Origin of the sequence: Microbacterium ureisolvens (assembly GCF_015278315.1) — a bacterium.
GTDB classification, from domain to species: domain Bacteria; phylum Actinomycetota; class Actinomycetes; order Actinomycetales; family Microbacteriaceae; genus Microbacterium; species Microbacterium ureisolvens.
On sequence record NZ_JADIJE010000019.1, the window covers coordinates 20098 to 46711 of the forward strand.

General features: G+C 72.2%; 23 protein-coding genes and 1 rRNA gene. 12 read left to right on the top strand and 12 right to left on the bottom strand.

The features are described from left to right. Positions 1-14: 14 nt before the first annotated feature. Complete coding sequence (locus tag IM767_RS19580) at positions 15-3371, bottom strand: ATP-dependent helicase (RefSeq protein WP_422613788.1); 3357 nt, start codon at positions 3369-3371, stop codon at positions 15-17. Positions 3372-3376: 5 nt separating this feature from the next. After that, positions 3377-6649: an ATP-dependent helicase gene (locus IM767_RS19585; RefSeq protein WP_109212055.1), complete on the bottom strand. Its 3273-nt coding sequence runs from the start codon at positions 6647-6649 to the stop codon at positions 3377-3379. A gap of 156 nt (positions 6650-6805) precedes the next feature. Here IM767_RS19585 and IM767_RS19590 point away from each other — a divergent pair, with 156 nt between their 5' ends. Both IM767_RS19590 and IM767_RS19595 read left to right on the top strand, forming a co-directional pair. Further along, complete coding sequence (locus IM767_RS19590) at positions 6806-7030, top strand: DUF3107 domain-containing protein (RefSeq protein WP_045296833.1); 225 nt, start codon at positions 6806-6808, stop codon at positions 7028-7030. 13 nt (positions 7031-7043) lie between these two features. Next, positions 7044-7334, top strand: coding sequence for a hypothetical protein (locus IM767_RS19595; protein ID WP_109212054.1), 291 nt, complete (start codon positions 7044-7046; stop codon positions 7332-7334). Positions 7335-7381: 47 nt separating this feature from the next. On the opposite strand, the gene IM767_RS19600 is transcribed toward IM767_RS19595, so the two are convergent. Continuing rightward, the gene (locus IM767_RS19600; RefSeq protein WP_109212053.1) at positions 7382-8095 is read right to left on the bottom strand and encodes a ferritin-like fold-containing protein; all 714 of its coding nucleotides are present in this window, start codon (positions 8093-8095) and stop codon (positions 7382-7384) included. A 212-nt stretch (positions 8096-8307) separates the two neighbouring features. On the opposite strand from IM767_RS19600, the gene IM767_RS19605 reads away from it, so the two are divergent. Together IM767_RS19605 and IM767_RS19610 are read left to right on the top strand one after the other, a co-directional pair. Continuing rightward, positions 8308-9846 (top strand): DEAD/DEAH box helicase, encoded by a 1539-nt coding sequence (locus IM767_RS19605; RefSeq protein ID WP_109212052.1) that lies wholly within the window; start codon positions 8308-8310, stop codon positions 9844-9846. 106 nt (positions 9847-9952) lie between these two features. Beyond that, entirely contained in the window at positions 9953-10384 is a 432-nt protein-coding gene (locus IM767_RS19610; RefSeq protein ID WP_194398957.1) for an SHOCT domain-containing protein, read from the top strand. 67 nt (positions 10385-10451) lie between these two features. Here the strand turns inward: IM767_RS19610 and IM767_RS19615 are convergent, their stop codons facing one another. Beyond that, positions 10452-11375, bottom strand: a complete 924-nt coding sequence (locus tag IM767_RS19615) for a PHP domain-containing protein (RefSeq protein ID WP_239453491.1) — start codon at positions 11373-11375, stop codon at positions 10452-10454. Positions 11376-11477: 102 nt separating this feature from the next. Here IM767_RS19615 and IM767_RS19620 point away from each other — a divergent pair, with 102 nt between their 5' ends. The 3 genes from IM767_RS19620 (at position 11478) to IM767_RS19630 (ending at position 15810) form a co-directional block, all read left to right on the top strand. Next, a complete protein-coding gene (locus IM767_RS19620; RefSeq protein WP_109212051.1) occupies positions 11478-12506 on the top strand; it encodes an endonuclease/exonuclease/phosphatase family protein in 1029 nt (342 codons plus the stop codon). 38 nt (positions 12507-12544) lie between these two features. After that, positions 12545-13984 carry an aminopeptidase P family protein gene (locus tag IM767_RS19625; protein ID WP_109212050.1) on the top strand — a complete coding sequence of 480 codons (1440 nt, stop codon included), beginning with the start codon at positions 12545-12547 and terminating at the stop codon, positions 13982-13984. Between the two features lie 86 nt (positions 13985-14070). Next, positions 14071-15810: a gamma-glutamyltransferase family protein gene (locus IM767_RS19630; protein ID WP_109212071.1), complete on the top strand. Its 1740-nt coding sequence runs from the start codon at positions 14071-14073 to the stop codon at positions 15808-15810. 31 nt (positions 15811-15841) lie between these two features. Here IM767_RS19630 and IM767_RS19635 read toward each other — a convergent pair whose 3' ends face one another. Continuing rightward, positions 15842-16990, bottom strand: coding sequence for a citrate/2-methylcitrate synthase (locus IM767_RS19635; RefSeq protein WP_109212049.1), 1149 nt, complete (start codon positions 16988-16990; stop codon positions 15842-15844). Between the two features lie 110 nt (positions 16991-17100). Between IM767_RS19635 and IM767_RS19640 the strand changes: the two genes are divergently transcribed. Further along, on the top strand, positions 17101-18303 hold the full coding sequence (locus IM767_RS19640) for a citrate/2-methylcitrate synthase (protein ID WP_109212048.1): 1203 nt from the start codon (positions 17101-17103) through the stop codon (positions 18301-18303). On the opposite strand, the gene IM767_RS19645 is transcribed toward IM767_RS19640, so the two are convergent. Continuing rightward, the gene (locus IM767_RS19645; protein WP_109212047.1) at positions 18279-18992 is read right to left on the bottom strand and encodes an alpha/beta hydrolase family protein; all 714 of its coding nucleotides are present in this window, start codon (positions 18990-18992) and stop codon (positions 18279-18281) included. The genes IM767_RS19640 and IM767_RS19645 overlap by 25 nt on opposite strands. After that, positions 18989-19708 (bottom strand): YflT domain-containing protein, encoded by a 720-nt coding sequence (locus IM767_RS19650; RefSeq protein WP_239453490.1) that lies wholly within the window; start codon positions 19706-19708, stop codon positions 18989-18991. The genes IM767_RS19645 and IM767_RS19650 overlap by 4 nt, the downstream gene beginning before the upstream one ends. Before the next feature lie 40 nt (positions 19709-19748). Between IM767_RS19650 and IM767_RS19655 the strand changes: the two genes are divergently transcribed. Genes IM767_RS19655 through IM767_RS19665 form a run of 3 tightly spaced genes read left to right on the top strand, consistent with a single transcriptional unit; the run spans position 19749 to position 22749 of the window. Further along, positions 19749-21074, top strand: coding sequence for a magnesium transporter MgtE N-terminal domain-containing protein (locus IM767_RS19655; RefSeq protein WP_109212046.1), 1326 nt, complete (start codon positions 19749-19751; stop codon positions 21072-21074). Next, positions 21074-21601, top strand: coding sequence for a DUF1003 domain-containing protein (locus tag IM767_RS19660; protein ID WP_109212045.1), 528 nt, complete (start codon positions 21074-21076; stop codon positions 21599-21601). Before IM767_RS19655 ends, IM767_RS19660 begins: the two co-directional genes overlap by 1 nt. Next, positions 21598-22749: an Mrp/NBP35 family ATP-binding protein gene (locus tag IM767_RS19665; protein ID WP_109212044.1), complete on the top strand. Its 1152-nt coding sequence runs from the start codon at positions 21598-21600 to the stop codon at positions 22747-22749. The genes IM767_RS19660 and IM767_RS19665 overlap by 4 nt, the downstream gene beginning before the upstream one ends. Positions 22750-22758: 9 nt before the next feature. Here IM767_RS19665 and IM767_RS19670 read toward each other — a convergent pair whose 3' ends face one another. Beyond that, entirely contained in the window at positions 22759-23145 is a 387-nt protein-coding gene (locus IM767_RS19670) for a twin-arginine translocase TatA/TatE family subunit (protein ID WP_109212043.1), read from the bottom strand. 72 nt (positions 23146-23217) lie between these two features. Here IM767_RS19670 and IM767_RS19675 point away from each other — a divergent pair, with 72 nt between their 5' ends. Beyond that, positions 23218-23853: an O-methyltransferase gene (locus IM767_RS19675; RefSeq protein ID WP_109212042.1), complete on the top strand. Its 636-nt coding sequence runs from the start codon at positions 23218-23220 to the stop codon at positions 23851-23853. 60 nt (positions 23854-23913) lie between these two features. Here the strand turns inward: IM767_RS19675 and IM767_RS19680 are convergent, their stop codons facing one another. The 4 genes from IM767_RS19680 to rrf all read right to left on the bottom strand — a co-directional run. Further along, positions 23914-24087 carry a DUF3117 domain-containing protein gene (locus tag IM767_RS19680; protein ID WP_019179788.1) on the bottom strand — a complete coding sequence of 58 codons (174 nt, stop codon included), beginning with the start codon at positions 24085-24087 and terminating at the stop codon, positions 23914-23916. Positions 24088-24182: 95 nt separating this feature from the next. Beyond that, a complete protein-coding gene (locus IM767_RS19685; protein WP_239453489.1) occupies positions 24183-25406 on the bottom strand; it encodes a hypothetical protein in 1224 nt (407 codons plus the stop codon). Next, positions 25388-26464 (bottom strand): succinyl-diaminopimelate desuccinylase, encoded by a 1077-nt coding sequence (gene dapE / locus IM767_RS19690; protein ID WP_109212041.1) that lies wholly within the window; start codon positions 26462-26464, stop codon positions 25388-25390. The genes IM767_RS19685 and dapE overlap by 19 nt, the downstream gene beginning before the upstream one ends. An 80-nt stretch (positions 26465-26544) precedes the next feature. Next, positions 26545-26614, bottom strand: a 5S ribosomal RNA gene (rrf, locus tag IM767_RS21245); the annotation flags it as partial.

Here is a 26614-nt window from a genome sequence, read left to right on the forward strand (position 1 = left end):
CCTGACGCCGCGGTTCAGCCGCGCAGGATCACATCCTCCGCCACGTAGTAGAGCGCGACGTCGATCTCGCCGAGCGGGATGCCGTGCTTCGCGTGGTAGGCCTGCCGGTAGAGCTCGAGCTGCAGCATCCGCTCGCCCTTCTCGGCAGCCGTGCGCGGCGCGACACCCGTCTTCCAGTCCACGATCTCGATGCGCCCGCCGCGGTCCTCGCGCCGGTACACGGCATCGAGCTTGCAGATGACGATGTGCTCGAGCCCATCCGGGCCGGTGGTCGTGAAGTCGATCTCGGTCTCGACCTCGATCGGCTGCAGAGAGGCCCACTCGGACGCGAGGAAGCGAGACCGCAGGTCGGCGAGCGCTGCGGCGTCCTCGACCGACGATTCCGTGCCGAGCACCTCTTCGTCGGCCTCCCAGAGGGCGTCGTCCAGCGAGCCGCCGAGACCCGCCCTGCCGGAGCGCTGCTCCACCCATGCGTGGAACAGCGTCCCCAGTCGCGTCTGCCGGAACGGCCGCTCGGGCATCGGCCGGGCGATGTCGGCGAGCGTGCCCTCGAGGTCGGCGACGTACTCCTTGTAACGCGAAGCGGCGATGCGCGTCGGCGCGGTGTGCGCCGGTCGTGCGCGACGGGCGTCCCGCTCGGCCAGGAGCAGCGCCGCCTGCGCCTCGAGTGCGGCGCGGGGTGCGGCCAGCGCGTCGTCGACCGCCGCGGCCGCGCTGACGACGGCCTCGCGCCGGCTGCCGAGCGGGTCGATCGGCCATTGCAGCACCCGCCGCTCCCCCTGATAGGGGTCGTCCACCAGAACCTCATCGGCCGGTTCCACGCCGAGCGCCTCGGCGATCTCGCCGTAGAACACGCTGCGCGTGCGCGGTCGCTTGGTGCCCGACCAGGTCGCCCCGGTGAGCAGGAGGTGCTCGCGCGCGCGGGTCACCGCCACATAGGCGAGTCTGCGGTCCTCCTCGAGCTGACGCGCGCGGTTGGCCTCCACGAACGCGTCGATCGCCGACTTCAGGTCTTGCTGGGTCTGCGCCGACTGCCACGCGAGCGCCGGGAGCCATGCGGAGTCGCCGCGGAAGGAGTAGGGCAGCACGCCGAATCCGAGCCATGCCTTGGTGTCGCGGGGCGCGCTGGGGAGCTCGTCCTTCACGAGGCGCACGACGGCGACGGCGTCCCACTCGAGGCCCTTCGAACCGTGGATCGTCAGGAGCTGCACCACGTCGTCCTCGGGCGGCTCGGTGCGCGGCGCGAACTCGTCGAGCTGCTCGGCGTGTTCGAGCCAAGCCAGCAGGCTCGACAGCGACCCCGCCTCGTCCGCCGCGAGGAACGCATGCACCTCGTCGACGAAGGCGCGCAGCTGAGCCGAGGCGATGCGTGCGGGTCCGCGCGACTCGTTCGCGGCGAGCTCGATGTCCAGGCGCAGCTCGAGCTCGATGAGCCGCACGAGCTCGGGGATCGGCATCCCGCTCGCCTGCCGGAGCCCCGCGAAGACGGATGCCGCCTCCCGCAGCCGTTCGCGTGCCTCGACGGTGGATCCGGCAAGCCAGCCGTGGTCGGGCTTCTGGCGCAGCACGAAGTCGAGGGCGTCGACGAGCGAGCCGTCGTCGTCGCCTGCGCTCCCGCGGATGCGCTCGACCACCTCGGGCGCCAGAGACTGCAGGGCTGTGTCGTGCCGCGCGAGGCGGCGTGCCAGCGCGGCGAGCTCGCGGAGGTCGGGTAGGCCGATCCCCCAGCGCGGCCCGGCGAGCAGACGGATGAGCGCCGATCCGGCGGAGGGGTCGCTGATGACCCGCAGCGCCGAGACCACGTCGACCACTTCGGGCGTGGACAGCAGCCCGCCGAGGCCGAGGATGCGGTGCGGGATGCCGCGGCGCCCGAGCGCATCGCCGAAGCGCACCATGTGCTTCTTGCTGCGGAACAGGATCGCACCGGTCGTCGACCGGCCCTCCCCCGCGCGCTGCGCGCGCACGCGCGCGAACCACTCGGCGACGCGGTCTGCCTCGGTGTCGAGGTCGGCGTCGAACCCGAGCTCGACGACGCCCGCGGGAGCACCCGGGCGAGGGCGCAGCTCCTGCACCGCGACCGCCGCCGACGCCGCGAGAGGTGCCAGCACGGCGTTGGCCGCCGTCAGCACCGACGCGCTGTTGCGCCAGCTGGTGAGCAGCGCGTACTGCGCGCACGCCGCGTCCGGCGAGAACGCCGCGGGGAATCCGCCCAGGTTGCCGGCGCTCGCGCCGCGCCAGCCGTAGATCGCCTGATGGGGGTCGCCCACCGCCATCACGCCGGTGCCGGCGAACAGCGTCGCGAGGAGATCGGTCTGGACCACCGACGTGTCCTGGTACTCGTCGAGCAGCACCACCCGATAGCGGCCGCGCAGCTCGTCGGCCACGGCGCGATGCCCGGCGACCACCTGGAGCGCGCCCGCCACCTGGTCGGAGAAGTCGATCACGCCGAGCCGGAGCTTCTCGGCGGCGTACTCGCGGGCGAGGTCTGCCAGCAGCGCCAGGGCGTCCACGCGCTCGACGGCGTCGGCGACCTCGGCGTAGACGGTGGTGCGGCGGTTGGTGGACGGCAGCTCGCAGACGGTGCGGAATCGCTCGGGGAAGGCAGCGAGCGCGTCGAAGTCGACGAGGTTGTCGACCCCGTCGCGCGCGATGCGCAGTGCGGCATCGACGATCGAGCGCACCGCCTCGCCGCGCACCTCCAGCCGCGGGTCGTCCGAGCCGAAGACGACGCGGCGCATGAGCAGCCACGCCGCGGATTCCGACAGCACGGCCGCCTCGGCGTCCCGCCCGATGCGCACTGCGTGCTCGCGCACGATCTGGTCGGCGAAGCTGTTGTACGTCGCGACCGTCGGGCGGTGGAGCAGAGCGTCGTCCGCACCGTCCTGCGGGGTCGCCTCGACGGACCGTGCGAGCTCGTCGAGGAGGCGATGGCGCTCCGCCGTGGCACGGGCGCCGTCGCCCCCCGAACGTTCGAGTTCGCCGAAGACCTCGAGGCGCCCGTGCGCCGCGAGTTCGGGTAGCGCAGGGAGCAGCCCGCGCCGCTCGAACTCCGCCAGGCGACCGAGTCGCTTCTGGATGCGCTCCGCGAGCTCGCCGGCGGCCTTCCTGGTGAACGTCAGGCCGAGCACCTCGTCGCGCCGCACGATGCCGTTGGCCACGAGCCACACCACGCGCGCGGCCATCGTCTCGGTCTTGCCGCTGCCGGCGCCGGCGACGACGAGAGCGGGCGCGAGCGGTGCCTCGATGACCGCCGTCTGCTCCTCGGTGGGCGGGAACTGACCCAGCGCCGCGGCGATCACCCGCGCCGGCAGCGGGGCCACCGAGGAGACCAGGTCGTCGGGCGTTCCGGGCTCGGCGCCCAGCCCTTGCACGACCGTCACGAGGCGCTCACCGCACCGACGGTGTGGATCCGGCACAGCCCGTACGCGTGCTCGTCTCGGCAGTGCTCCTCGTACGGCGCGGTGAAGGTCGTCCCCCGCATCACGCCGACGGCCGCGCGGATGCGACCGAGGAACGCGTCGCGCCGCTCGTCGTCGAACGGCGGCTGCCAAGGCGTCACGTAGTCGGACTTGGTCGCCGTCGGGCGCAGCACGAGCAGTTTGGCGCCGCCGGGCGTGTGACCGTTCGCCGCGGCGATCGCCCCCGATTCGAAGGCGAGCTGGTAGGCGCCCAGCTGCGGGTTGTCGAGCACCTTGGCGTCAGTCTGCGGCTCCCGCTTGCCGGTCTTGAGGTCCATGATGACGACCTTCCCCTCGGGGGTCAGCTCGACGCGGTCGATGTACCCCGACAGGATCACGCGGTGTTCGCGGGGATCGTCGGACACCGCTTCTGCCGTCTCCGCGCGAGCGTCGACGAGGTCGCCCGCGTCGAGCGGGATCACGACCTCGAAATGCGGCTCCGCGCCGATCAGCGTGCCTCCGGCGTCGTCGAAGCGCCGCAGGTACAGGTGCAGCCGGCGCACCAGGTCGCGGGCGCGGGTCTGCTCCGCGCGATCGCGCCACGCGGCTTCGAAGGTCAGCTCGCCCCAGCGCGATTCGACCTCCGCCCACAGCGCCGCCTCGTCGTGACCGGCCGCGTGCTCGAGCGCGGCGTGGATGATCGTCCCGAGGCCCGCTGTCGTCCCGCCCGGATCGCCGCCAAGATCTGCGATCACCCAGTTGAGCTCGCATTCCTCGAGCGCGTGCAGCCGCGACGGCGACACGCGCACATCCTCGCGCGCGAGGTCGCGCAGGGGCCCGGTCGAGGTCGGACCCGTCACCCCGTACCAGTCGCGCGGCACGGCACCCGGCACTCCGGCGTCCGCCAGGAGAGCGAGCTGCTGGGCGGCGCGGGCCGCGGCCGCCGGCACCGTTCCCGGGGCCGGCACGATGCGCGACCCCGCCGCCGCGAGAGTCTGCGGCGCCAGCGCGGTGAGGGTGCGGCGGTGGCGGGCGACGAGCCCGCGCAGCGAGACGGGATGGTCGAGGTCGAAGGACTCGGGGTCGGGCAGCAGCTCGAAGAAGACGCTGGGGCCGGTGTCGTCGTCGTCGACCGCCGTCACGATCACCTGGGCGGTCGCGCGCGACAGGGCCCGCGCGAGCAGCCTCAGCTCGTCGTGCATCGCCGCGCGGCGGCGGTCGAACGCGCCGGTGGTCTCGCCTTCGGCGCGGGTCGCGGCGTCCGCCAGCCGCCACGTGTCGAGCAGGCTGCCGCGCAGGCGTGTGTTGGGCCAGACGGCGTCCTGCATGCCGGCAACGACGACAGTGTCGAACTCGAGCCCCAGCGCACCCGCGGGCGTCATGATCCTGACGCTGTCGTCGCGCGTCGGAGCCTCCAGCCGGTCCTCGGCGACCCCGCTGTCGAGGATCGAGCGCACGAACACCCGCGGATCGGCGTCGAGCGAGCGCTCGACGAACCGCTTGGCGGCCTGGAAGAGCGCGACCAGCGCGTCCAGATCGCGGTGGGCCTGCTCGGCGAGCGGGCCATTGCCCTTCGCCAGCTCGCCCCACGCGCGCTGGAGGCCGCTGCGGTCCCAGGCCGTCCACAGCAGTTCGTGTGCCGTCGCACCCCGCGAGAGATCCTCGCGCAGCACCTCGAGCGTGCGGGCCAGCGATGCAGCCCGCCGCGCCTCTCGCGTGTCGAGCAGATCGAACTCCAGCGGCTGCCGCATCGCCGACAGCACCAGGTCGCGCCCCGACCGCTCGGCGACCGCCGCCGCCTCGTCGGCGAGAGCGGCACCGTCACTGCCGCCGTCGGCGTCGGCGAGCGCGAAGACGCGACGCAGCTCGGCATGGCGCAGCGCAGAGCGCAGCCGGCGCAGCTCGATGACATCCAGGCGTCCGTACGTCCCGACCAGGGCCGCCGACACATCCTCGAACGTCCAGTCGTCGCGGGAGGCCAGCTCGATCAGTCGCAGCAGATCGGCCACCGGTCGTACCGCGCCCAGGGCGCGGCCGGGCCCGCTCGATCGCGCCGGGACCTCGCGCGCCGACAGCTCGGCTTCCAGCGCCGCCACCTGCCGAGTGTCGTGCGCGATCACGGCGCACGCGCTCCAGCGCACGCCGTCGTGGACGTGCCGCTCACGCAGCAGCCGCGCGATCGCGTCGTACTCCTCGGCCGGCGAGCGCAGCGTGAGCACGCGGACCGACTCGTCGGGCTCGGCCGCCGTTCCAGCGCCGCGGTGCGCCACGACGCCGACCGCGCCGATGCGCTGCGTGACGCGCCCCACCAGCTCCCGCTGCCACGGCGTGCCGCGATGCCCGCCCGCGAGGACATGGACCGTGCCCAGCGACGCGGCGAGCCGGGCGAAATTCTCGGGCGTCGCTCCGCGGAACGAGCCCGAGCCGACGTCGGGGTCGCCGAACGCCAGGACGGCGGCGCCACGTGCGCGCGCCGCCTCGAGCATCTCGATCCCGCCCAGGGTGAGCTCCTGCGCGTCGTCGACGAGCACGATGCGCACGCGGTCGACCGCGGGGCTGCCGGCCGGTGCGGTGCGCAGCAGTCCGACGGCCTCGCGCACCAGCCCCGCGGCGTCGCGGTGAGCTCCGCGCATGCCGTCGCGCACCTGCAGGTACTCGGCGAAGAACGACGACAGCGCGACCCACGCCGGGAGCTCATGCTGCTCGCCGAGACGGCGGAGGCGTGCCGGCTCGATGCCGAGGGTCGTGCACTCGGCCAGGAAGGTGCGCACCTCGGTGCGGAAGCCGGCGGTGCCGCGGATCGTCGGACCGAGCCACTCCGGCCAGCGCTCTGCGCCGGCCACCTCGTCCTCCTCGTCGCCGTCGAGGAGGTCGCGGATGATCTGATCCTCGTCGCCGCCCGTGAGCAGCTGCGGCGGGTCGGCATCCTCCGCGACGGCGTGTGCCCGCACGATCTGGAAGGCATAGGAGGCGACCGAGCGTGCCAGCGGCCCCGCCGTGGCCACCTTCACCGCGAGACCCAGCCGGTCCCGCAAGGCGGTCGCCGTCTGACGGGACGGCGTGAGGACGAGCACGCTGTCGGGATCGACGCCGTCGGCGACGAGCGCCGCGACGCGCGCGACCAGGGTCGCGGTCTTGCCCGTGCCCGGCGCTCCGACGACCACGCCCGACGCATCGGCGGGCAGTGCCAGCACCGCCCGCTGCGACGCATCCGGCTGGACGGCCGCGCCGTCTCCGCTCCCCGAGTCCACCCTTCGACGCTAGCGCGACGGACCGACATCGGGCGTTCGCCCAGAGCGTTCCGACGGCGGGCGGACGCCCCTCCCCGGTGTCGTAGAGTGGCCATGCGTCCGGGGAGCCTCAGCCTTCCGCCGAGAAACCGTCGCCCCGCGCAGGAGGTCAGTCACGTGGAGATCCGCATCGGCATCGCGAACACCGGCCGCGAGCTCAACTTCGAGACGAACGAGCCGGCAGCCGACGTGAAGAAGTCCGTCGCCGCGGCGCTGGACGCCGGTGCCACGCACGTCACCTTCGCCGACGCGAAGGGCAACTCGTACATCGTTCCGACCGCGGGCCTGGCCTACATCGAGCTCGGCTCCGAGGAGTCGCGCCGCGTCGGCTTCGTCGCCTGAGCGGTCGCCTGACGTGCAGATCCTCATCGCCTTCATCGTCGGGGCGGTCATCGGTCTCGGCATCCACTTCCAGCTGCACCAGCGGCTGACGCGCGGCGTCGTCCTCGCGCCGATGATCGGCGCGGTGTCGGCGGGCGCCGCCTGGTCGATCCTCACGTGGCTCGGCGTCGGCATCGACACGCCGTGGCCGTGGCTCGCGTCGCTCATCGTGCCGGTCGTCGTCACCTACCCGGCGATCATCGCGCTCTCGCGCGCCCGCGTCGCCCATGACCGTCGCGAGAAGGCGCGCCTCGGCATCGGCTGAGTCCTCAGCGGCGCGCCAGCCCTGGGCGTATCCGGTAGGCCCCGCCGTCAGGCGGCCAGGCCCATCGCGTCCATGCGGCGGGAGTGGGCCGCCATCAGCTCGGTGAAGACGGGCTCGACCTTCTCCTCCTCCGCGCGTCCGAGCGTCGTCGGCCGCAGCGCGGCGCGCGCGATGAGAAGGGTGTCGCCGACGAGGCGGCGTCCCCACAGCGCGAGCAGCGACTTCCACTCCGGATCGCTCGTGATGGTCTCCGAGATCAGCTCGACGATCGCCTGGCGGTCGTCGTCGGCCTGCAGGATCCGCGCCACGCGGTCGCCCGTCTCGCCGTAGCTGGCCGACAGGGCGAGATAGAAGTCGTCCAGCATGCCGGCCGTGATGTGCACCGACAGCATCGTCTCCTGCGGCCGCACGCCGTGTGTGGCCGCCCGGAAAGCGTCCAGCGGCTCGCGGAACGGACGCATGATCTCGGTCGGGTCGTCGCCGCGCTCGCGGATGAGCGCCACCAAGGCCTCGTGCTTGGTCAGGGCGGCGCCGGCCGCGCGCGACACCGCCTCCTTCTCGCCGAGCTCGGGGATCGTCTGGATGAGCTCGGTCAGCGTCTCGAAGAAGCCCAGCTGCAGGTAGGCGGCCTGACCCAGGAACGTGTCGATGTCGGGAGCGAGCTCCTCGAAGTCCACGCGGTTGCCGCCGCTCAGCTCGTCACGCGAGCGGAGCTGGAGCTTGCGCCCCGTCTCACGCCTCTCCCAGAACCACTTCACCATGCACGAAAGCCTACGAGGGCGGACGGCTCCGTGCTGGCGCGGGAGACTCCGGTATCGTGGGTGTCGGCCCCGGCGTCGGATCGGGGCGCCCGCGCCTGTGGGAAAGAAGGGCGTGGATCGCACTTCCGCCCGCGCGGCGGCTCTCCGAAGAGGCCGGACCCGCGCCCGGGCACGAACCCAGGCAGCATCCCACTGCCGGACAGGCACACATCGTGACGACCTTCGCCGAACTCGGCGTCGATCAGGACATCGTCGAAGCGCTCTCCGCGAAGGGCATCGTCGACGCGTTCCCCATCCAGGAGCAGACCATCCCGCTGGGGCTGCCCGGACAGGACATCATCGGCCAGGCCAAGACCGGCACGGGCAAGACGTTCGGCTTCGGCATCCCCGTCGTCCAGCGTCTGGGACTGGACCCCTCCCCCGGCGTCAAGGCGCTCATCGTCGTCCCCACCCGTGAGCTGGCCGTCCAGGTCTACGAAGACATGGACATGCTCACCTCGAACCGCTCGACCAGCGTCGTGGCGATCTACGGCGGCAAGGCGTACGAGGGCCAGATCGACCAGCTCAAGGCCGGCGCGCAGATCGTCGTCGGAACGCCGGGCCGCCTGATCGACCTCAACAACCAGCGCCTCCTCGATCTGTCGAACGCGACCGAGGTGGTGCTCGACGAGGCCGACAAGATGCTCGACCTCGGCTTCCTCCCCGACATCGAGAAGATCTTCTCGAAGGTGCCGGCGCTGCGTCACACGATGCTCTACTCGGCCACCATGCCGGGCCCGATCGTCGCCCTCGCGCGCCGGTTCATGTCCAACCCGATCCACATCCGGGCGACCGACCCCGATGAGGGCCTCACGCAGGCCAACATCCGTCACCTCGTCTACCGCGCCCACTCGCTCGACAAGGACGAGGTCATCGCGCGCATCCTGCAGGCCGACGGCCGCGGCAAGACCGTGATCTTCACCCGCACCAAGCGCGCCGCCCAGAAGCTCGTCGACGAGCTCAACGACCGCGGCTTCAACGCCGGGGCGGTCCACGGCGACATGAGCCAGGAGGCCCGCGAGCGGTCGATGGCGGGCTTCAAGGCCGGCAAGAAGGACGTCCTCATCGCGACCGACGTCGCCGCGCGCGGCATCGACGTCGACGACGTGACCCACGTCATCAACCACACCATCCCCGACGACGAGAAGACCTACCTCCACCGCGCGGGCCGCACCGGCCGCGCCGGCAAGACGGGCATCGCGGTCACCTTCGTCGACTGGGAGGACCTCCACAAGTGGGCCCTCATCAACCGCGCCCTGGAGTTCGGGCAGCCCGAGCCCGTCGAGACCTACTCGTCGAGCGCGCACCTGTACTCCGACCTCGACATCCCCGAGGGCACGAAGGGCCGCATCCGCACCGCGCCGAAGACCCAGGCCGTCCGCGTCCAGCCCGAGAAGGCGACGGATGCCGCAGCCGAGGTCGAGACGAACGGCCAGGGCGCCTCGCGCCGTCGGCGTCGCCGCCGCTCGGGCGGGTCGGCCGACCGCGTCGGCTCGACCTTCGAGACGGCCGACGGCGGCGCAGCCGCAGGATCGCACGGCCAGAGCACGGAAGCGGGCTCCGAGGGCGACCGCTCCAGCGACGGCGGCGGCACGCACGACGGCGGAGGCAAGGAGCACCACGACGGCAAGCCGGCTCCGCGTCGCCGGCGGCGGCGCCGCGGTGGCAGCGGCGGCGGCGCCCCGACCGGCGGTGCCGCGGTCGGCGCCTGAATCGACACCCCGCGTCGCGGTGCCGTCATACGGCACCGCGACAGCGCTATGGTGAGCGCAGACGGCGCACGTGGCGCCGTGACCTCGCAGTCAAGAAAGGCATATCGTGCGCTTCATCGAGGCAGTCAACACCGCCTACGAGTACCAGGGCTTCTGGGGCTCGTTCTGGGACATCATCTGGTGGTTCCTCTGGATCTTCTTCTTCATGGCGTACCTGTTCGCGCTGTTCGCCGTCATCGCCGACCTGTTCCGCGACCACAAGCTGAACGGCTGGCTGAAGGCGATCTGGATCATCTTCCTGATCTTCGTGCCGTTCCTGACGCTGCTGGTCTACCTCATCGCCCGCGGCAACGGCATGGCCAAGCGCAGCGCGAAGGAGGCCTCGGAGCTGCAGAGCGCGCAGGACGCGTACATCAAGTCCGTCGCCGGCTCCGCCGCCAGCCCCGCCGACGAGATCGCCAAGGCGAAGACGCTCCTCGACGCCGGCACCATCACGCAGGCCGAGTACGACGCGCTGAAGGCCAGGGCCCTGGGCTGACGAGCCCGCGCGTCCGGCTGAGGCCGGGTCGCGGCATCCGTCCGCTCTGAAGCGCCCTCGTCCGCCCTCACGGGTAGACGGGGGCGCTTCCCGTTGCGCGATCGATGATGCGCGCGACCATGTCGTCTGCGGTCGTGTTCTCGCCGGGCTGGTTGGGCTTTCCGAGGCCGTGGTAGTCGCTCGAGCCGGTGACGATGAGGTCGCGCTCTCGGCACAGGTCGCGCAGCGTGGACAGCCCCGGGTTCCGGTTCTCGCGGTGGCCCAGTTCGAAGCCGGCCAGGCCGGCGTCCAGCATCCGCTCCAGCAGGCGCATCGGCAGCAGCCCGCCGCGGGAGGCGGGGTGCGCGATCACCGGCACTCCCCCGGCACCCGCGACCAGCGACACCGCCGTGACGGGGTCGGGCGCGTAGAGCGCGACGTAGTAGTCCCCGCCCGGACTCAGGATCCCGGCGAACGCCTCGGCGCGGTCGCGCACGAGACCGCGTGCGACCAGTGCGTCGGCGATGTGCGGGCGCCCGACGGTCGCCCCGTCGGTGGTCTGCTCGAGGATGTCGTCCCAGACGAGGTCGTAGTCACGCGAGATGCGGTCGGCCATCAGGCGAGCGCGGTCGAGCCGTGACGAACGGATGCGGGAGGTCTCGGCGCGCAGCCCCGGCTCGTCGGGATCGGGGAGGTAGGCCAGCACGTGGACGCTGCGCCATTCGTGCCGAGCGGAGAGCTCCATGCCCGGGACGAAGGTCATGCCCAGCGATGTCGCCGCCTCTGCCGCCTCCGCCCACCCGGACGTCGTGTCGTGGTCGGTGAGCGCCGCCGTGCGGATGCCGTGGCGATGCGCCGAGGCCATCACCTCGGCGGGAGGCTGCGTCCCGTCGGAGTTCGCCGAGTGCAGGTGAAGGTCGCTCGGTCCCTCGAAGCGCCGGGTCGGCGTGCCCCGTGATTCCGCGCGCCGCGACGGCGACGGGTCGGAGGGGCGCGGGGACGGTCCGGGCATCCTCCGAGCGTAGCGCCCGACCGGGTGGCGACAGGGGTGCCGTCCGGCGCCACGCCCGTCGCGCTGACGGATCTCCCAGCCTGCTCGCATAGAGTCGCCGTCGTGCTTCGCCTGCTCGGGATCCTCGCGGCGGTGCTCTGCGCGATCGCCGCGGCGGTGCTGACCTTCCCGGGCTTCTTCCGCGTCGAGCGCCTGTACCCGGTCGCCCAGATCGTGTCGTTCCGGGGCCTCCTCGCGGCGGCCTTCGCGGTCGCGACGCTGCTCGCGCTGCTGCTCGCGATCGCCCGGCCCCTCCGCGCCTTCTTCTTCTCCATCGCGGTGATCGCCGGGGTCGCCACGGTGGCCAACGTCGCGGTGCTCGCCTCGCGCGGCGGCCTCGGCACCGATCCGCTTCCGACGAAGACCGACGCCAGCATCCGCGTGATGACCTGGAACACCGCGGGCCCGGCGACCCCGCCCGACACGATCGCCAAGATCGCCGTCGCGATGGACGTGGACATCGTGGCGCTGCCCGAGACCACGATCGAGACCGGCGAGCGGGTCGCTCTGGCCATGCGCGACCTCGGCCACCGCATGTGGGCGCATCACGCCGAGGACCCCTCGACCGAGTGGGACGCGGGCTCCACCACGCTGCTCATCTCGCCGGAGATGGGCGACTACGCCGTGATCGAGTCCTCCCTCGACGGCACGAGCAACACCTCCACGGTGCCCAGCGCCGTGGCCATGCCGGTGTCGGGCGAAGGGCCTATCGTGGTGGCCGCCCACGCCGTCGCGCCGCGCCCGAGCTACATGCAGAGCTGGCGCGACGACCTCCAGTGGCTCGCCGACCAGTGCGGCGACGGCAACGTGATCATGGCGGGCGACTTCAACGCCACAGTCGATCACATGTCGGGTCTGGGCATCGACGGCGCGACGCTCGGTCACTGCACCGACGCCGCCGTCGATACCGGCAACGGCGCGCTCGGAACGTGGTCCTCGAACGTGCCGGCCATCCTCGGCGCACCGATCGACCACATCATGGCGACGTCGCAGTGGCGCGCCAGCGGATCACTCGTGCTGCGATCGATGGACGACTCGGGCTCCGGCTCCGATCACCGGCCGCTGATCGTCCAGTACGAGCCCGCCGTCTGAGCCCTGCCTGCCGTCGGCGCGCGTGCGAGACTGTCTGCATGAGCAGCGCAGCCGCCGAGCAGTCCCCGGGAGCCACGAGCACCACCGAGACCTCCACCGAGCCCTCGCCCTCGACCAGCACCAATCGTCGCCAGCCGTACGGTCAGGGTTTCCTCGACACCATCTCGACCGGCTGGGCCGAGCGGCCCGAGTCCACCCCGCCGGCCCGTGCGCAGGCGCCGTTCGCGGCGGCTCGCCGTGACGCGGTCTCGGCCGCCTTCCCCGGCAAGCGCCTGGTCGTCCCCGCGGGTGAGCTCAAGCAGCGCAGCAACGACACCGACTACCCGTTCCGCGCGCACTCGGCGTTCTCGCACCTCACGGGGTGGGCCTCCGACGCCGAGCCCGGCGCGGTGCTCGTGTTCGACCCGCGAGCGCACGGCGGCCATGACGTCACGCTCTACTTCCGCGAGCGCGCCGACCGCACCACGAGCGAGTTCTACTCGGATGCCTCGATCGGCGAGTTCTGGATCGGTCCCCGCCCTGCCCTGACCGGCGTCGCCGCCGACCTCGGGCTCGCCACGGCGCACATCGACGACTTCGAGTCCGGCGACGGCGACCTCGTGCTCGACGAGGACGACGACCTCACCCGGTTCGTCTCGGAACTCCGCCTCATCAAGGACTCCTACGAGATCGGTCAGATGGAGCTCGCGGTGCAGGTCACCGCCGACGGCTTCGACGACATCGTCGCGAACCTTCCGGCGATCATCGAGCACGCTCGCGGCGAGCGCGTCGTCGAAGGCGTCTTCCACCAGCGGGCGCGCAGCGACGGAAACGCGGTCGGGTACGACACGATCGCGGCCTCCGGCCCTCACGCCTGCTATCTGCACTGGACGCGCAACGACGGCGCCGTGGTGCCCGGCGACCTCATCCTCATCGACGCCGGTGTCGAGGTCGACAGCCTCTACACCGCCGACATCACGCGGACCCTCCCGGTGAGCGGCCGGTTCACCGACGTGCAGCGGAAGGTGTACGAGACGGTGCGCGAGGCGGCTGACGCCGCGTTCGCCGCCGCGAGGCCCGGCGTGAAGTTCCGCTCGATCCATGAGGCGGCGATGCAGATTATCGCGACGCGCGTCGCCGAATGGGGCCTGCTGCCGGTCTCGGCCGAGGAGGCGCTCGATGCCGACAAGGGCGGTCACCACCGTCGCTACATGGTGCACGGGACGAGCCATCACCTCGGCATCGACGTGCACGACTGCGCCCAGGCTCGCCGCGACATGTACTACGACGGCCTGCTCGAGCCCGGCATGGTCTTCACGATCGAGCCCGGCCTCTACTTCCAGATCGACGACCTCACGGTCCCCGAGGAGTACCGCGGCATCGGGGTGCGCATCGAGGACGACATCCTCATGACCGCCGACGGGCCGGTGAACCTGTCGGCGGCCATCCCGCGCACGGCCGATGAGGTCGAGGCCTGGATCGCCGAGGGCCGCCGCTGAGCCTTCACACCGGATCTCGAAGCTTGTCGAACTACACCGCTCCCGCGCCCTTCACGACGCGCCCGACGCTCACAGGCACGTTCGGCATGTCCGCCTCGACGCACTGGCTCGCGACGGCCAGTGCGCAGGCCGTGCTCGAGCGCGGCGGCAACGCGTTCGACGCCGCGGTCGCCGCGGCGTTCGTGCTGCACGTCGTCGAGCCTCACCTCAACGGCCCGGGCGGCGACCTGGTTGCCATCTTCCAGACGGCGGATGCCGCGGCCCCGACGGTGCTGATGGGTCAGGGTCCGGCGCCCGCGGGCGCAACGATCGACCACTACCGCGGCGAAGGGCTCGAGCTGGTGCCCGGCGCGGGCGGACTCGCCGCGGCGGTGCCGGGTGCGGTCGACGCCTGGCTGCTGCTGCTGCGCGATCACGGCACGTGGGAGCTGACCGACGTCCTCGCCTATGCGATCGGCTACGCGCGGGACGGACACCCGCTGGTCGCCGGCGCGGCGGCGACCATCGCGCGCGTGGCGGAGCTGTTCCAGAGCGACTGGCCGACCTCGGCGGCGCTCTGGATGCCCGACGGCGAACCTCTCGCACCGGGCGCGGTCGTGCGCAATCCGGCCTACGCCGCCGTCCTGGACGCCCTTGTGCACGCCTCGTGCACCGTCCGCGACGACGGGCCCGTCGGACGGGCGGCTCGCATCGACGCCGCGCGGCGCGAGTGGAAGACGGGCATCGTCGCCCACGAGGCATCCACGTTCCTGGCGCAGCCGCACGTCCACTCGGGAGGGGGCTCGCATGCGGCCGTCATCACGGCGGACGACTTCGCCGGCTTCGACGCGGGCTACGAACAGGCGGTGACGCGCGAGTTCCGCGGGCGCACGATCGCGAAGGCGGGCGCGTGGACGCAGGGGCCGGCGCTGCTGCAGACCCTGGGACTGCTCGAGCCGCTCGCCGACGACCTCCTCGACCCATCGCAGGAGGCGGGTGCCCACACGATCCTCGAAGCGCAGAAGCTGGCCTACGCCGATCGCGACGGCTGGTTCGGCGATGACGACGTGGATCTCGACGCGCTGCTCGCCGCGGACTACCTCGATGAGCGCCGGGCGCTCATCACCCCGACGGCGTCCGCCGAGTTCCGGCCCGGAGCCCTGCCCGGGCGCACCGCCTACCGCCCGCCGCTGCGCACGTCGTACGACGCGCCGGCCGTGGGAACCGGCGAACCCACGGTCGCGCGGAGCGGTGAGACGCGCGGCGACACGTGTCACCTCGACGTGATCGACCGGTGGGGCAACATCGTCTCGGCGACGCCGTCAGGCGGCTGGCTGCAGTCCTCCCCCACCGTCCCCGCGCTGGGCTTCTGCCTCGGCACGCGCCTGCAGATGACATGGCTCGAGCCGGGGCATCCGTCGTCCCTCGTTCCCGGCCGCAGGCCCCGCACCACGCTCACGCCGACGCTGGTGCTGAGGGACGGGACCCCGGAGTTCGCGATCGGATCGCCGGGCGGCGACCAGCAGGACCAATGGCAGCTGCTGGCGCTGCTGCGCATCATCGTCGGCGGCTATTCGCCGCAGCAGGCGATCGACGCCCCCGCGCTCCACACGACGTCGCTGCCGGAATCGTTCTGGCCGCGCACGTGGACGCCGGCCGGAGCCGTGGTCGAGGACCGGCTCGGCGACGCGCTCATCGCGGGCCTCGAGCGCCGCGGGCACGTCGTCACCCGAGCGGGCGACTGGACCCTCGGGCGCGTGTCGGCGGTCGGACGCGACGCCGCGTCGGGCGTGCTGTGGAGTGCGGCCAATCCGCGCGGCATGCAGGGATACGCCGCCGGTCGCTGACCGGCGACGCGCCCCGTGCGCACCGCGTGGGTCACGCGGCGACCACGCGGACGGGCGGACCGACGTAGCGCGCCGACGGACGGATGATCTTCGGGTCGCGCGCCTGCTCGAGGATGTGCGCCGTCCACCCGATCGTGCGGGCGATGGCGAAGGTCGGCGTGAACATCGACCGCGGCAGACCGCACCGTTCCATGACGAGCGCCGCCCAGTACTCCACGTTGGCGTGCAGCTCGCGCCCCGGCTTCGCCTCGGCGAGGAGCCGCTCCGCCGTCTCCTGGAACTCGACCGCCAGATCCACGCGCGGTCCGCCCGTGCGCATCGCGACCCGCTTCAGGAGCTCGGCGCGCGGGTCGGCGGTCCGGTAGACCGCATGACCGAATCCCATGAGCCGTCGGCCGGCGCCGAGCTCGCCGCGGATCCACGGCTCGACGCGGTCGGCGCTGCCGACGGCGTCCAGCCCGTCGAGCGCCCGCGACGGCGCCCCGCCGTGGAGCGGCCCCGTGAGCGCACCGAGCGCACCCACGAGGCAGGCTGCGGCATCCGCACCGGTGGACGCGATGACGCGCGCGGTGAACGTGGACGCGTTGAAGCCGTGATCCATGACGGCGATCAGGTAGGCCGTGAGCGCGCGCTCCGTCTCGGCGTCCGGCACGACCCCGGTGACCTGGTGCAGGTAGTTCGCGACGACCCCGCGGCCGTCCAGTGCCGGCAGCGGCTGCTCGCCGCGGCCACGGCGCCACAGAGCGGCGACGAGGGCCGGCGTCGCGGCGGCCAGCTCGATCGCGTCGGCCAGGCGCTCATCCTCGTCGAGATCGTAGAGGGGACGGATGCCGCGCCGCGCGCCCAGCAGCGGCCACGCTGCTGCGAGCCCGGCGAGCACGTCCGGCGTCGCAGCGCTCACCGCATCCACGACGGAATCGAGGTCTGCCCGACGCGCGTCGGTGGCGCCGGCGATCCGGGCGGCGAACGCGGGACTGGTGGCCTCGCTCGCCGGCTCTCCGGTGACCAAGAGCTGCCAGGCCTCCTCGAAGGTCGCGGTGGCGGCGAGCTCGATCGCCGAACGATCGCGGTACTGGTAGAAGCCCTCTGCGCCGCGGACGTCGCTCACCGCGGTGTCGGCGACGATGACGCCGGCGAGTCCTCGCGGCGCCTCGAACGGCGAAGGTCGATCGGTGCTCATCTCGTCTCCTTTGTCGTGCAGGGCGGCGTCATCTCGATGTCGGACGCGCGATCCCGCTACAGTCAGTGTCGGAACTTGATCGCCACTTCGTCAATCTTGATCGGATCAACATGAACGAACTCCCCCGGCTGAGCGCGGCAGAAGCCGCGGCGCGGCTCGGCGTCAAGCCGGAGTCCCTCTACGCCTACGTGTCTCGGGGACAGCTCTCTCGGGTGCGGGACGCCGCGGGCTCGTGGTTCGACCCGCTCGAGGTCGAGGCGTTCGCGCGGCGACGCCGGCGCACCCCGGCGGCGGCTGCGCCGCGCGCCACCGCCGCCGGCACTCCTCTCATGGTGCTCGAGACCTCGCTCGCGCACATCGACGACGACGAGCTCTTCTACCGAGACCGGTCCGTCGCACAGCTCGCGCGCACGGAGTCGTTCGAGGCCGTGCTCGCGTGGCTGTGGGGCGCTGCTCCGATGCCCGTTCCCACGCCGGACGACTTGGCGATCGCCCGCCGCGCCATGTCCGCGCTCCCGGACGGCGCGACTCCTCTCGACCGGCTCCTCATCGGCGTCACCGCCTTCGCCGCTGCGGATCCGCTGCGCCTCGACCCCGCCCCCGAGCACCTCGTCCGCATCGGGTGGCGGCTCGTGTCGGGGCTCCCCGCAGCCCTCGCGGACGAGGGTGAGTGCGGCCCGGTCGCGGCCACCCTGTGGCGAGCGCTGGCGGGTGCCGACCACCCCGACGGACCTCGTGTGGTCGATGCCGCGCTCGTGCTCGTGATCGACCACGACCTCGCCGTCTCCACGCTGGCCGCGCGCATCGCCGCGTCGGCGCGGGCCTCGGGCTATGCCGTGGTGACGGCGGCCCTCGGCGCATTCGATGCGCCGCTCCACGGCACCGCGAGCCGATCCGCCGCCCGCATGCTGCGGGCCGTGCGGGACGGCGAGGCTGCCCCCGCCGCGATCGCCCGGGCCGTCCGCGACGGCGGGCGAGGCATCCCCGGCTTCGGTCAGCCGCTGTACAGCGGTGCCGACATGCGCGCAACGGTGCTCCTCGACCTGCTGGGAGGGATTCCGGGCGCCACCGACGTGCTGACCGCCGTGGACGAGGTGTCCGCCGAGGTGGCACGCCGCGCCGACACCGCGCCCAATCTCGATCTGGCGCTGGGCGCGCTGACGCTCTGGGCCGGAATGCCCGACGACGCCGGAGCGGTCGTCTTCGCGATGGGCCGTATCGCCGGGTGGATCTCGCACGCCGTCGACGAGTACGACGAGCGTCCGATGCGGCTGCGCCCCCGCGGCCGCTACACGGGACCCGCGCCGGAGTGACGCGCGCGCAGCCAGTCGGCGACGAGGGGTGCCAGCTCGGCTGCGATCTCCCCAGCGGGGCGCTTGCGCCCTTTCACCTCGAAGGAGTGGCCGCCGCCCTCGATCCACACGACCTCCGCGTCGCGGCAGGAGGCGACGGCCTCTTCCAGCTGCTCGTGAGGATCGATGAAGGGGTCGTTGGTGCCCTCGACGAACAGCTGCGGCTGGGGCACGTCCGGAAGGTGCGCGGTGCGCGCCTTGTCGGGGCTGCCCGGAGGATGAAGCGGGTAGCCGAGGTAGACGAGGCCTGACGGATCGATCGCGCCCTCCGCAGCCGCCATCGATGCCATCCGCCCGCCGTACGACTTGCCGATCGCGGCCACGGGTCTGCCCGCCGCGTGCTCGACGAGGGCCGCGTGGACCGCCGTCCAGGCGAGCACGGCGTGAGCCGCGGGTCCCGGCATCCGTCGTCCTGCCTCGACGTACGGGAAGTTGAACCGAAGGGTCGCGACGCCCGCTTGCGCGAGCGCGTCGGCGAAGCCGGTGAGGAACGGATGCCGGTACCCGGCTCCCGCGCCGTGCGCGAGTCCGGCGAAGGCCCAGGGGGATTCGGGCGAGACGAGGTCGGCCGACACCTCCACGCCGCCCGCGGGCAGCGCGACGGCGATCCGCAGCGGCTGCAGAACCGGGCCGGCGCCGTCGGGGCTCATGCCCTCGGGCTGTCCTCGGAGCGCGCCTCGCCCGTCACCTCGGCCGCGTCGCGGGGCTCGTCTGCGTCTGCGCCGGCGTCTGCGCCTGTCGCGGCATCCGCCGGTTCCGCCGGCTCTGTGTTCTCAGCGGCGGCGGCCTCGGCCTGCGGCGCGACCCGCTCGCCGTAGCGCGGCGGTTCATCGGGCGTCGTCGGGGTGGGTACGGCCGGCGCGGCGGCCTGCGGCGTCGCGGGCGCGGCGACGGCGCCCTGCGGCCCGAGAACCTGGCGCGCGCGATGCACGCTGTTGTCGGTGACGGTGATCTCGTAGTGGTCGGCGACGACCTGCATGACCGAGGCGTAGTCGCGGCGGCGGCGCACGAAGGAGTACGCGACGATGCTCATCAGCATGCCGATCGCGATGCCGACGAACAGGACGCCCACGAACGCCTGGATCGGCACCGACGGGGAGCCGATGACGAGGATCGCGGAGAAGAGCAGACCCAGCAGCAGGCCGTTCACGGCACCCGAGCGCGCCGCGGCCGCGTAGCCGAGCCGGCCCGTGATGCGCTCGATCGAACGGAGCCCCTGCCCCACGATCGCGATGTCGCGCGCGGGGATGTCGGCCGCGATGAGCGAGGACACCACCTTCTGCGCCGCCTCGTACGTGGGGAAGCTCGCAACGGTCTGACCGACCGCCTCGGAGCCCTTCGGGCCGCGCCCACCCATCATGGTCATCTCCCCATCCTCCCACGGCACGCGGACTACGCTGGGACGTGTGAGCACGCAGAGGGTTTTCGTCGCGCGCCTGTCCGGGTGCTCGGTCTTCGACCCCGCCGGCGATCGTCTCGGCAAGGTCCGCGACGTCGTCGTCATCTACCGCAAAGACGATCCGCCGCGCGTCATCGGACTCGTCGTCGAGATCCCCGGCCGCCGCCACGTCTTCGTGTCGATCGGGCGGGTGACCTCGATCGCCACCGGCCAGGTCATCACGACCGGCCTCATCAACGTCCGCCGCTTCCAGCAGCGCGGCGGCGAGGTGCGCGTCATGGCCGAGATGCTCGGCCGGAAGGTGTTCTTCGCCGACGGCTCCGGTACGGCGGTCATCGAAGACGTCGCGATCGAGCGCAACCGCCTCGGCGAGTGGGATGTCGGTCAGCTGTTCCTGCGCAAGCCCAAGACGAGCGCGTCGCCGTTCGCCAAAGGGCCGACGACGTTCGCCAACTGGGATGCCGTGCGCGAGAGCCAGGTGCCGGGTGAGGCGCAGTCGGCGGAGCAGCTCGTCGCCACCTACTCGGAGCTGCGTCCCGCCGACCTCGCGAACACCCTGCTCGACCTGCCCGAGGAGCGGCTCCTCGAAGTGGTGGAGGAGCTGCCCGACGACCGCCTCGCCGACGCCCTCGAAGAGATGCCCGAGGAGGAGCAGGTCCACATCCTCGAGGCCCTCGACGACGAGCGGGCCGCCGACATCCTCGACGCGATGGAACCCGACGACGCGGCCGACGTGCTCGGCCAGCTTCCCGAGGAACAGCGTGAGGAGCTCCTCGAGCTGATGGAGCCCGAGGAGGCCGAGGACGTCCGCGCGCTGCTGAAGTACGGCCCCGACACCGCGGGCGGTCTCATGACGAGCGAGCCGATCGTGCTGTCCGCCGATGCGACGATCGCGGAGGCGCTCGCCCTCATCCGCCGGCACGAGCTGCACCCGGCGCTGGCGGCCGCCGTCTTCGTGACGCTCCCGCCGTACGAGACGCCGACTGGGCGGCTGCTGGGCACCGTGCACTTTCAGCGGATGCTGCGCTACCCGCCGCACGAGCGGCTCGGCGCGATCATCGACGACACGCTCGATCCGATCCCCGCCACGGCGTCGGCCGCCGAGGTGGCGCGTCTGCTCGCGTCCTACAACCTCGTCTCGCTCCCGGTCGTCGACCCGGCCCACCGGCTGGTCGGCGCGGTGAGCGTCGACGACGTGCTCGACTATCTCCTGCCCGAGGACTGGAGATCGCAGGATGCCGAGGAGCGTGAACGCGCGGCATCCGAACCCGTACCCACCACGACCGCAGGCACGCTGACCCTTGGCAAGCCGTCCGCGGGGAGGAGGCGCTGATGGCACGCAACACCCGCCGCCCCTCCCTCGACGCCCCGCGCGGCCGCGGTGGAATGCTGCAGCGCACGCCGCAGCAGTCCAGCGACAGGTTCGGGCGGTTCTCCGAGTCCTTCGCGCGTGCGATGGGCACGTCCGGCTTCCTCATCGGCATGACGATCTTCGTGGTCGTGTGGCTCGCGTGGAACACCTTCGCGCCACGCGAGCTCCAGTTCGACCCGCGCGAGTACAACTACACGCTGCTGACCCTGATCCTGTCGCTGCAGGCCTCCTACGCCGCGCCCCTGATCCTCCTCGCGCAGAACCGTCAGGACGACCGCGACCGGGTGCAGATCGAGCAGGACCGCCAGCGCGCCGAGCGCAACCTGGCCGACACCGAGTACCTGGCCCGCGAGGTCGTGGCGCTGCGGATGGCGGTGAACGACTTCGCCGACCAGGTGGTCACGCGCGACGTGCTGCGCACCGAGCTGCGCGCACTCCAGGACAGACTGGAGAGCGCCCCCGAGGTCGAGGACGGCGCCGCGCGATGAGCGCGCCCGCCGCGGACGCCGTCCGCACCGCCGTCGGCGCTGTGCCCGACCCCGAGCTGCGCCGGCCGATCGGCGAGCTCGACATGGTGCGCGACATCACGGTCGACGGGTCGGTCGCCCACGTGGCGATCGCCCTGACGATCGTGGGCTGCCCCGCCGCGGACCGCATCGCCGCGGACGTGCGTGCGGCCGCGGCATCCGTTCCGGGGATCACGGATGTCGCGCTCGAGGTCGGCGTCATGACGCCGGCCGAGCGGCACGCGCTGACCGAGCGTCTGCGCGGCGGGCGATCACGCGAGATGCCGTTCGGTCCCGGCACCCTGACCCGGGTGATCGCCGTCACGAGCGGCAAGGGCGGGGTGGGCAAGTCGACCGTCACGGCGAACCTCGCCGCCGCGCTCGCGGAGCGGGGCCTCGCGGTCGGGCTGATCGACGCGGACGTGCACGGCTTCTCCATCCCCGGTCAACTGGGACTCGTCGCCGCGGACGGAACGGTCCCCCAGCCGACGCGGGTCGACGATCTCATGCTGCCGCCGGTGGCGCACGGCGTGAAGGTCATCTCGATCGGGATGTTCCTGCGCCGGGGCGAGGGCGACGCGGCCGTGGGAGCCGTCGCCTGGAGAGGCCCGATGCTCCACCGCACGGTGCAGCAGTTCCTCACCGACGTGTACTTCGGCGACCTCGACGTGCTGCTGCTCGACATGCCGCCGGGAACCGGCGACGTCGCGATCTCGGTCGGCCAGCTGCTGCCGAACGCAGAGGTGCTCGTCGTGACGACCCCGCAGACCGCCGCGTCGGAGGTCGCGGTGCGCAGCGGCCTGGTCGCCCGCCAGACCGGGCAGCGTGTGATCGGCGTGGTCGAGAACATGGCGGCCATGGCGCTGCCCGACGGCACCACTCTCGACCTGTTCGGCTCGGGCGGCGGGGCCGCGGTCGCCGCCGCGCTCTCCGATGCGGACTCCGAGGTTCCACTGCTGGCGTCGGTGCCGCTGAGCCCCACGTTGCGCACGGACGCGGATGCCGGAACCCCGGCGGTCATCGCCCACCCCGACGACCCCGCCGCACGGGCCATCGCCGACCTCGCGGCCGCGCTCGCGCGCAGTCCGCGCGGGCTCTCGGGCAAGCCCCTGCCTTTCCGTCCGCGCTGACGGGCGGGGTCAGGTCGCTTCGCTGTCGAAGGGCGTCGGCCCGTCGGCCGGCCCTCGGAACGGCGACTTCACGGGCGGTGTGGGGGGCGTGGGAGCCGACAGCTGGGCGGTCCGGGCGGCATTGACGCTCGCCACCGGTGCGTCGTCGAGGAGCGCTTCGCGGATGATGCGCCGCGGGTCGTACTGACGCGGATCGAGTGTGCGCCAGTCGACGTCGTCGAAGTCCTCGCCCATCTCGTCGCGCACACGCGTCCTCGCGGTCGTCACCCACTCCCGGGCCCGCTTGGTGAAGCCGGCGAGCGCCTCCGCATAGCGCGGCAGACGCTCGGGTCCGAGGATGAGTGCCGCGACGAGTCCGATCAGCAGAAGCTTCTCGATCGTGAGGCCGAAGATCATGACATCAGGTTACCGCCGCGCCTGTGCGGCCCGCGCCGCCGGGCCGCGTAGGCTTGCGGGCGGAGGGTCAGGATGGCAGAGCAGAACGCGAACCAGCGGTTCGTCGACGAGGCGACGAGCGAGCCGGAGCACATCGCGCGCGCCCGCGCGCACGCTCTCGAGCTCGGCGCCTCACCGATCAGCCCGGCGATCGGGGCGCAGTGCGCCGTGCTCGCCGCGGCATCGCAGGCCCTCAACATCGTCGAGATCGGGACGGGCGCCGGTGTCTCGGGCCTCTGGCTGCTGCACGGCTCGCCCCGCGCGACCCTCACCACGATTGACAAGGAGCCCGAGCACCTCGGAGCAGCACGCCAGGCGTTCGCCGAGGCGCGCATCCCTCCCGCCCGCGCGCGCTTCATCACCGGTCGCGCGGCCGAGGTGCTCCCCCGCATGAACGAGGCGTCGTACGACATCGTCCTCGTGGACGCCGACCCGGACGGCGTGATCGAGTACGTCGAGCACGGTCTGCGGCTCGTGCGTGCCGGAGGGACGGTGCTCGTGCCGCGGGTGCTCGCCGGCGGCGCCGTCGCCGACCCGGTCCGCCGCGACCCGGTCACCACCGCCTACCGGTCGCTGATCCAGGAGACCCAGGCCTCGCCCGCCGTGATCGGGGCCCTGTCGATCACCGGCGAAGGCCTGCTCCAGCTGACCACCGTGCCCACGAACTGACCTGTACGCACGAACGCGAACGGCCGGTCCGATCGGACCGGCCGTTCGCATAACGTGCGACTACGCGGCGTTGACGACGCCGCCCAGAACGTCGTAGAGCTCCTTGGCCTCAGCGTCGTTCACCGAGACGACGAGGCGACCGCCTCCCTCGAGCGGCACGCGCACGATGATGAGTCGACCCTCCTTCACGGCCTCCATCGGCCCGTCTCCGGTTCTCGGCTTCATGGCTGCCATTGCGGCTCCTTTTCATCGATGGTCTGCGGATCAAGTTTATCGTGAGGGCACGGGCCCCGGGCACGCCTGGGGAAAGCGGCATCCGTCATCCGGCGTTATGGCACCTGCGTGTTGCTGCCGAGCGCGTACATGTTGTAGATCCACCACCACTGCCCCACAAGGCAGGCCACGAGCACGCTTCCCCTCCACAGGCGCGAGCGGGGAACCGCGAATGCACCCCACAGGGGCGACAGCGGCACCAGCAGGCGGAAGATGCTCGACTGCGGGAAGAACACCAGCAGCAGGTAGAACAGGTAGCTGGCGCTCCAGAGGCGGATCTCGACGCCGAGCCGGCGCACCTGCGGAAGGAAGAGGAGCGCCGCCGCGACGGCCGCGACGATCACCGCGAGTCCGGCGTAGCCGACCCACGCCGGGATGTGCCAGACGGTCTCGCACCAGAAGCGGACGCCTTCCAGGAACGGTTCGAAGGGCGTGAACGCAGCCTCGCCCGGCAGCCAGTTGCGTCGCCATGCGAGTTCGGTCGCAAGGTAGGCGTCGGGCACCCCGGTCACCGCGGCCGCGATCCACTGCCACGCGAAGCCCACTGCCGCTGCGAGAAGGCCGAGCGCGATGATGTGCGCGATCTCGGACGCCGGCAGCGGCTCGCGTCGTCGTCCGAGCCAGCGCCACACGCCGTACAGCGCCAGGAACAGGGAGAACGCCAGCACCCCCGGCCGCGTGAAGCCCATCAGCGGGATCAGCGCGTAGAGCCAGACGTATCGCCGTCGCATCACGCACCACAGCGCGGCGAACAGCCACAGGAGGCTCAGCGACTCGGCGTACCCGACATGGAACAGGGCGGCGAGCGGGCCGCTCGCGAAGAACGCGACCGCCCACAGCGCGGACCTGTCATCGAGCCGGGTCCGAAGGAGATGGAAGAGGATGAGGGATGCCCCGTACCCGGCGACGAGCGAGACGATCATCGCTCCGCTCGCCCAGGTGCCGAACGGCACGGCGACCCACTTCGCCAGGTAGGGATAGATCGGCATGAAGGCCCAGGTGTTCTCTGCCACCTGGCCCGCCTCGTTCCGCGGCAGCTCGGAGGGGTACCCCACCAGTGCGACGTACTGGTACCAGGCGCCGTCCCACGCGACGATGGTGTCGGCGATGTCGGCGTCGGCGCCCATCCTCGAGCCGAATCCGGAGAGTTCCGCGGCGAGGAAGAGGAACGCCGTCGTGACCGCGCGCGCGGCGGCGTAGATCACCGCCACCCGCACCGCGACGGCACCGTGCGACGCGGGCGCGGCCTCCGCGACCGTCGTCAGCCGGCTGCCAGCCACGCGCGCAGGCCCTGCTGGACCGCCTCGATCTGCCAGAGAGGCACCCGCTCCTCGTCGTGGTGGGCGAGGTGCGGGTCGCCGGGTCCGTAGTTGACGGCGGGAACGCCGAGCGCGCTGAAACGGGCGACATCGGTCCACCCGTACTTGGGGCGTGGTTCGGCACCTACGGCGGAGAGGAACTCCTGTGCCAGCGGCGCGTCGAGACCCGGTCGGGCGCCAGCCGCGGCATCCACCACTTCGACGTCGAAGCCCGCGAGCACCTCGCGTACATGGTCCGCCGCTTCTTCGACGCCGCGACTGGGGGCGAAGCGGTAGTTGACCTCCACCTCGCAGAGGTCGGGGATCACGTTGCCCGCCACCCCGCCGTTGATGCGGACGGCGTTGAGGCCTTCGCGATAGACGAGTCCGTCGACCTCGACCTGAAGCGGCTCGTACGCCGCGAGGCGCTCGAGGATCGGTGCGGCCTTGTGGATCGCGTTCTCGCCGATCCACGCCCGCGCGCTGTGCGCGCGCACGCCGTCGGTGCGAACGATCGCGCGAAGGTTGCCGTTGCAGCCGCCCTCCACCTCGCCGTTGGAGGGCTCGCCGAGGATCGCGAAGTCGCCGGCGAACAGGTCGGGCCGCGTGCGGGCCAGGCGGGTCAGGCCGTTGAGGTCGGCGTCGACCTCTTCGTGGTCATACCACATCCACGTGATGTCGACGCGGGGGTCGGACAGCTCCGCGGCGAGCTTCAACTGCACCGCGACGCCCGCCTTCATGTCCACGGTGCCGCGACCCCAGATGAAGGGCTGGCCGTCGAGCTCGATGTCTCGCGTCGGCACGTTGCCGTTGATCGGCACGGTGTCGATGTGCCCGGCGATGACGACCCGCTGCGCCCGGCCGAGGTGGGTGCGCGCGACGATGGTGTCGCCGTCGCGGTAGACCTCGAGATGACCGAGCGCCGAGACGGCGTCGAAGACCGCGTCCGCGAGCGTCTGCTCCTCGCCCGAGACGCTCGGAATGTCGCAGATGATGCGGGTGAGATCGACGGAGGAAAGGGACAGATCGAGCGCCGGCATCCCTCGAGTCTACCGACGCGGATGGGGCCGTTAACGCGGAATGGCCACCCAGGGTGTGGGTGGCCATTCCGTGAATGGGTGTCCGGCGGTGTCCTACTCTCCCACAGGGTCCCCCCTGCAGTACCATCGGCGCTGAGAGGCTTAGCTTCC

What these genes read in the sequence shown, in the direction of transcription:
- IM767_RS19660 (WP_109212045.1), top strand. Translation starts at nt 21,074, where the DNA reads ATGGCACGCAACACCCGCCGCCCCTCCCTCGACGCCCCGCGCGGCCGC.
- IM767_RS19665 (WP_109212044.1), top strand. Translation starts at nt 21,598, where the DNA reads ATGAGCGCGCCCGCCGCGGACGCCGTCCGCACCGCCGTCGGCGCTGTG.
- IM767_RS19600 (WP_109212053.1), bottom strand. Translation starts at nt 8,095, where the DNA reads ATGGTGAAGTGGTTCTGGGAGAGGCGTGAGACGGGGCGCAAGCTCCAG.
- IM767_RS19625 (WP_109212050.1), top strand. Translation starts at nt 12,545, where the DNA reads ATGAGCAGCGCAGCCGCCGAGCAGTCCCCGGGAGCCACGAGCACCACC.
- IM767_RS19680 (WP_019179788.1), bottom strand. Translation starts at nt 24,087, where the DNA reads ATGGCAGCCATGAAGCCGAGAACCGGAGACGGGCCGATGGAGGCCGTG.
- IM767_RS19630 (WP_109212071.1), top strand. Translation starts at nt 14,071, where the DNA reads ATGTCCGCCTCGACGCACTGGCTCGCGACGGCCAGTGCGCAGGCCGTG.
- IM767_RS19635 (WP_109212049.1), bottom strand. Translation starts at nt 16,990, where the DNA reads ATGAGCACCGATCGACCTTCGCCGTTCGAGGCGCCGCGAGGACTCGCC.
- IM767_RS19615 (WP_239453491.1), bottom strand. Translation starts at nt 11,375, where the DNA reads ATGCCCGGACCGTCCCCGCGCCCCTCCGACCCGTCGCCGTCGCGGCGC.
- dapE (WP_109212041.1), bottom strand. Translation starts at nt 26,464, where the DNA reads ATGCCGGCGCTCGATCTGTCCCTTTCCTCCGTCGATCTCACCCGCATC.
- IM767_RS19645 (WP_109212047.1), bottom strand. Translation starts at nt 18,992, where the DNA reads ATGAGCCCCGACGGCGCCGGCCCGGTTCTGCAGCCGCTGCGGATCGCC.
- IM767_RS19675 (WP_109212042.1), top strand. Translation starts at nt 23,218, where the DNA reads ATGGCAGAGCAGAACGCGAACCAGCGGTTCGTCGACGAGGCGACGAGC.
- IM767_RS19650 (WP_239453490.1), bottom strand. Translation starts at nt 19,708, where the DNA reads ATGACCATGATGGGTGGGCGCGGCCCGAAGGGCTCCGAGGCGGTCGGT.
- IM767_RS19670 (WP_109212043.1), bottom strand. Translation starts at nt 23,145, where the DNA reads ATGATCTTCGGCCTCACGATCGAGAAGCTTCTGCTGATCGGACTCGTC.
- IM767_RS19640 (WP_109212048.1), top strand. Translation starts at nt 17,101, where the DNA reads ATGAACGAACTCCCCCGGCTGAGCGCGGCAGAAGCCGCGGCGCGGCTC.